The sequence below is a fragment of the Iodobacter sp. BJB302 genome, assembly GCF_002735645.1.
Taxonomy (GTDB): domain Bacteria; phylum Pseudomonadota; class Gammaproteobacteria; order Burkholderiales; family Chitinibacteraceae; genus Iodobacter.
The window spans coordinates 1-5,819 of sequence record NZ_PDZG01000125.1 but is presented as its reverse complement, the minus strand read 5'-3'; the positions used below and the strand labels follow the sequence as shown (position 1 = coordinate 5,819).

Genomic DNA, 5,819 nt, shown 5'->3' with positions numbered 1-5,819 from the left:
CACTGAGCCACGCGCAGTAGCCACTCCCCGCGCCGCGTCTGCAAATCCCCCATAAATCCTCCTTGATAAAAACCTCAGCATGACGAAAAAAGGAAAGGGCGTTTAGATGGGAGGGCTAGGCGCTTACATTAATGCAGGGTAAATTGCTGGTGAATGTAGTGAGGGGCTTTGATCTGGGGCCGGAGTACAGGGCTTTGCTGGTGCAATTAAAGCAAAAAAACAGATTAGAAGATGTGCTGGATACCGATATTATTGCCCGTAAAATGCTGGAAAAAAGGTGTGATGCAACGGTTGTGGGGGCATCCGCATTTGCAAAATCGGTTGAAAGGTTTCATTTAGAATCAAAATTACACGCTGTTCCGATAGCAGAACTTCCTGTTGTCAATTCTGGCTTTTATTTGTCTAAAACCAGTATGCAGGAAAAAGACAGATTGTTTTTGATCTCAGAGTTAAATACGAAGCTTAAGATTGGAAAATTTAAAGAAATATTTATGAAAAGAGTTAGAAGTACAAATAGTTTTTATCATTCATTAGTCTTTGAAAATGGTACAAAGAATTAACTACTTTAATAAAGAGGTGCGTTTTTTACTAAAGCGGCTGAATGCTTTTTGATACGGTCTATCAATCAGTGCACTGATCGGTTAGCTCTAGAAAAACGCTCGGGTGCAGCGCGCATATAAACCGTCCTTGCTTGTACTGGGTGGTTTTAAAATTCGAAAACTGCTTATCACCCACATAAAAAACATGAATATTGGCCGAGCGTGCAAAGATCTTTCTTACTTCCTTCGGTAGCGATTGGCAACCGTTTTTTGTCGCTTCACTATACATGCTCGCATTTTTTTGGGGGGGGACGTTTCGAAGCTCCCCAAAGACTGCGAGAAAACTCTACTTAAAAATGAGCTGGTTTTGTGGGGGGATTACCTTCTTTATTTTAATTTCTTTGCCGTGTTTTTTAGTGCGTCGATAGTTTTTTGATCTGTACCTTTGTTGATGGCAATGTAAAGACTGCTATCAATCTCGCTTAATGGATAGGCGATGGTGACGAGGGAGCTGTCTAACTTAAACTTTTGTAGTTTCACATGAAGACCCATTTTTGTTAAAACAGCGATATCACAACGGCCCGCCAGGAATTTTTTAAAATTCATTATTGAATCGTTCGATTCATCCAACTGAGTAAATCCGCTGCGCTTTAAAAAGTCCTCACGATAATCGGCCCGTACAACGCAAACTGAGTATTTTTTTGCTTCATTAATGTTGCGGATGACGATATCTTTTCGTGATGAAAGTCGATAGAAAAAAGCTGTTACTTCATATAGTTTATAGACAAATTCAAGTTTTTCTATTCTTTCCGGCATTTTAACAATGGGGTAAATCATGACATTTTTTTTTGTCAATACATCTTTATAAGAGCGAGCCCAAGGTTGTATCTTGATGTTTTCTTTTGGAAATTTTATTGCCTGAAGAAAGTGATTAAGTCTTACTGTGGCGAGCCCCCCGATTTCACCGTTATCATCAACAGTGACATATGGAGGGTCGTTCTCAGTGTAGAGAATGAGATCTTTGAATTCATCTTCAGCATATGCAATATGTGTCTGCGTCAGGGCTATGCTATAGAAAAATGCAATTAGTCTGACGTTTTTTTTAAATTCATGGCATGAACACATATTATGCACGCTCTTTTAAAATATGTCTGAAAACCATGTCTTCTACAGAATAATTCGCTTATGCTTCCGTGGAGAGTTGCAAATTAGCTCCGTATGAGCTTGATCATATAAATTCTAGGAAAACAGCTCGATTTCACCAGCATTATTATGAAAATACTTTTATATTATCTTTCTGCGCGATTTTGTATTTTGCACATAGGCGAATTCGTAGCTTACGCGCCATAATTTAAGGTTTGACGATACGTGGGTTAGAGTTGCCCCATACCGTGTACATGTCAGCCAGCAGTGCTCCACTGTATTCTTCTAGGTCGCCTTGGGCTATGCGGGTTCCTTCTTGCTCGCCGAACAGTACCACTTCGTCACCGGAGCGTACTCCAGGAATGTCCGTCACGTCTACCATGATCGTATTCATTGAAGTTTTACCCAGAACCGGGGCCTTGTGACCACGTATCAATACTGAGGCTTTATTGCTCAGCGCCCGGCGGTAGCCATCGGAATAACCCAATGGCAGATTGGCCAGTAAGGAGTCGCGCCCAAGAGTGACTGTTCGGTCATATCCGACACTGTTGCCGCTGGGGTAACGATTGACTGAAGCAACTCGGGTTTTGAATGTCATCACACGCTTATATTCGGTATAGCTGGGAATGGAATCACCATAGACCAGACCGCCTGGGCGCACCATGTCCAGATGCGCTTCAGGTACTTCAAGGGTGGTAAAGGAATTTGCACAGTGCAGGAGCAGCTTACTGCGGTCTAGGCGGGCAGCACGGATTAGCCACGTTGTGTCTCGTTTGAATTGGGCGAAGCCAGTCAGCACGTCTTGTTTTTCTTCTACTGGAAAATGGGTCATGATGCCCGCCACGCTGATGTTTGGCAGCCGCAGTAGCCGCAGTGTATCGCGTCGTGAACTGTTCAGGTTTAAGTCAATGCCATTACGGCTCATTCCGCTGGAGTTTAGTGCCAGATGAAAAGGTAAGGTTTGGCCACTGCGCTGTGCTAATTTTGAAAGAGTAAGGGCGCTGTCCAGATTGCCGATTAGTTCTTCCATCCGGTAGGGCAAAGCATCTTCCATTTCTTCCGCAGTGGCGGTGCGCACACGCATCAATTGACCTTTAAACCCCTTTTCTCGTGCGACTCTCGCCTCTTCGTTGCTGGCTACGCCTAAGCAGGGAATGCCGGCGGCCACTACCGCTGGCACCAATAAATCTATGCCATGACCATAGGCGTCCGCCTTCATGATGGCGCATATTTTGGGTCCATTTGGACCTAGCTTGGCTTTTAATGTTTCAAGATTATTGCTGAAGGCGCTCAGGTCAATCTCCAGCCATGCGTTGGCTGAGCGGTTAAGCTGGCCGTTACGGAGGTCCCCCGCTTGCGGCAAATAGGGGGCAGCAGGGGCAAGTTGGCCGGTGAACAAGCTGGCGATGGCCAGTGCGAGCAGGGTGGGGCGAAACATGGCTGATCTCCTTGCTGGGAACTACAAAGTAAAGCGGTCTACCACCCGATGCAGGGTGTCAGTCCGTTGTTTAAGATTTGAGACTTCTTCCTGCGCATGGCTTGCGGCATCACGATTATCTGCAGCCGCCTCACTAACTGATTGTGAGCGTTCCGCTAGCTGGCGATAGGCATTCGCCTGCCCGTGAACCGCTGAGGTAATGTTGCCCACCCTATTGACAGTAATACCTATGCTGTCAGCGAAATGGCTCAGCATGCCACTGGTGGAGTCTGCATGCTGTTTGCAGTTATCTACTTGCTCTACCGCCAAGTGCATGCGATTGCTGGCGGATGAAGCTGATTGTTGAATGGCAATCAGCGTTTTGCCGATTTCTACCGTAGCGGACGAGGTGCGCAGAGATAAATCGCGCACTTCGTCCGCTACTACCGCAAAGCCGCGTCCCATTTCGCCCGCGCGAGCGGCTTCAATTGCCGCATTAAGCGCCAGCAAATTTGTTTGATCGGCGATGCCCTTGATCACCGCAACAATGCGGTTAATGTCGGCCGTTTGTTGATTCAGGTGCTGGATTTCTCCTGCCAAGTGGGTCACGTCACCTTGCACCTGGTTCATTACTTGTGCTGCTTCTTGGATATTGCCCACGGTATCTCGGGTGGTCAGGGCAAAGCTGTGCATATGCTGCTGCACATCGGTGCTGATTTCAGCAATTTGGCCGACGGATCCAGCCAGCTCGTCGATGGAGGTGCTGCTGCTTTGGGCCATTTCTGCTTGCGACAGCGAGCGCTGGTTTACGCCATCTACTAATTCGGTTAGCCTAACGGATAGCTCGGAAATAGCATGTGATTCATTCCAGATTTCCTGCATCCGCTCGCGCAGCGCCGCCATGAAGGTATTGAAGGATTCTGCGATCATGCCCACTTCGTCATGGTGGCGTATGGATAGGGTGCGGGTGAGGTTCCAGTCGCCTCCGGCTAGTCGTGTAAGCGCATCGCTGGCCTCGTTGATTGGCCGCACAATCTGGCGGGCTACCAGATTGGCCAGCACAAGCGAAAGGCCAAGTACGACCAGTGCGACCAGCGAGACATGAAGAAGTAAATCATTACGAAGCTGATGCACCATTTCCAGTGACATGTCCGCTCCGACCACATAGCGCATGCCTTCTGGGGTGGTAAAGGGCACAAAAACAGAACGGAACCAGCCGTATTCACCTTTATAGTTCTCAAACTCAATGCTGCCTTTTGTTAGAGAGGTATTCAGCCCTGTTGGCACTAAGGTGTATTCCGCCAGAAACCAGCGTTTGTATTGGCCGCTTTTTTCCTCATCAGGGCTGGCGGAGGCATGGGTGTATAGCACCTTGGACCCTCGCAGAATGGTAGAATAAACGTAAGCCATTTCTGATTTATGGACAAAGGTGGTAAGCCGCTTAGTGGATTCCACGTCTCCCTCGAAATGCTCCGGCAGCTTATCGTGAAAATGCTCGCCAATAATGCGCTGGGTAGCGTAGGCGGAGGTAAGGAGATTGCGGTTGATACCGTTCATTTCGGCACTGAGCGTGCTTTGATAGGCATAAATCGAATAAATTAGTACTACTATCGCAGACAGGACGGTAAAACAGAGGGAAAGTTTGGCCTGCAGGCCCCAGCGTATATTCATAAAGTGCTCCCAAACACAAGGGCCATATATCTTGAGATCACGGTCTGTGCCTTGTTCTAATCATGCATATGACCGTTGTCAATAAAACCGGTATAGACAGCTACTTTTAGTAGTTATAGTTGTAACTATTTATTTCACAACTTTGTTTTTTTGGTATCTGGTACTTGGATAGATTCACTCCGCAACTTTAAACGCGTACTACAAGGTGTATTCTTTTGTTTTGAGGTAGGCTGCTAATGACCTGTCCTGACAATAGTAGACACACCTATTTCATACGCACTTGCAGTTTTTGTTGAAATTTTGAGCAAACACCGCAGGCGCTACGTTGCCAAGGCGTGAATGCCGCCGTTGACGGTTATAAAATATTTCTATGTACTCTCTGATGCTGTTCATGGCGGACTCACGCTTTTCATAACGCTGATGATGAATCAATTCATTTTTCAAACTACCCCAAAAGCTCTCCATCGGCGCATTGTCATAACAATTGCCCTTGCGTGACATTGAGGCTTTTAGCCCAAATTGCTCAATCAGCCGGCGATAATTGTGTGCACAATATTGGCTGCCTCGGTCCGAATGCAAGATGAGTCCCATTGGTGGCCGCTTCCATTTCACAGCATTCCACAATGCTTGACTCACCAATTCTTGCGTCATCCGCGAGCCCATCGCATAGCCGACGATTTCACAAGTAAAAATATCTTTGATACCTGCCAAATACAACCAGCCTTCATTCGTCGAAATATACGTGATGTCACTCACCCAGACCTGATTGGGCCGGGTTGGCTTGAATTCTTGGCCCAATAAGTTATCCGCAACCGGCAACGTGTGATTAGAATTTGTGGTTGCTTTAAACTTTCGCTTTTGAATACATCGAATCCCCGCTTCGCGCCGTAACCGAGCAATCCTGTCCCTTCCTGCAATAATAGTAAGCGCCTAGCCCTCCCATCTAAACGCCCTTTCCTTTTTTCGTCATGCTGAGGTTTTTATCAAGGAGGATTTATGGGGGATTTGCAGACGCGGCGCGGGGAGTGGCTACTGCGCGTGGCTCAGTG

At 46.9% G+C, this 5,819-nt stretch carries 4 protein-coding genes and 1 pseudogene; 1 reads left to right on the top strand and 4 read right to left on the bottom strand.

What is annotated here, in order from left to right; all coding sequences use genetic code 11:
- Positions 1–131 precede the first annotated feature (131 nt).
- Positions 132–560 (top strand): hypothetical protein, encoded by a 429-nt coding sequence (locus tag CSQ88_RS21705; RefSeq protein WP_099400148.1) that lies wholly within the window; start codon positions 132–134, stop codon positions 558–560.
- Positions 561–926: 366 nt separating this feature from the next.
- On the opposite strand, the gene CSQ88_RS21700 is transcribed toward CSQ88_RS21705, so the two are convergent.
- The 4 genes and pseudogenes from CSQ88_RS21700 to CSQ88_RS21685 form a co-directional block, all read right to left on the bottom strand.
- Positions 927–1,664, bottom strand: a complete 738-nt coding sequence (locus CSQ88_RS21700) for an ABC transporter substrate-binding protein (protein ID WP_099400147.1) — start codon at positions 1,662–1,664, stop codon at positions 927–929.
- A 226-nt stretch (positions 1,665–1,890) separates the two neighbouring features.
- The gene (alr, locus tag CSQ88_RS21695; RefSeq protein WP_099400146.1) at positions 1,891–3,120 is read right to left on the bottom strand and encodes an alanine racemase; all 1,230 of its coding nucleotides are present in this window, start codon (positions 3,118–3,120) and stop codon (positions 1,891–1,893) included.
- 21 nt (positions 3,121–3,141) lie between these two features.
- Positions 3,142–4,770, bottom strand: a complete 1,629-nt coding sequence (locus CSQ88_RS21690) for a methyl-accepting chemotaxis protein (protein WP_099400145.1) — start codon at positions 4,768–4,770, stop codon at positions 3,142–3,144.
- Positions 4,771–5,040: 270 nt separating this feature from the next.
- A pseudogene (locus CSQ88_RS21685) lies at positions 5,041–5,688 on the bottom strand (IS3 family transposase); the annotation flags it as partial.
- Positions 5,689–5,819 lie beyond the last annotated feature (131 nt).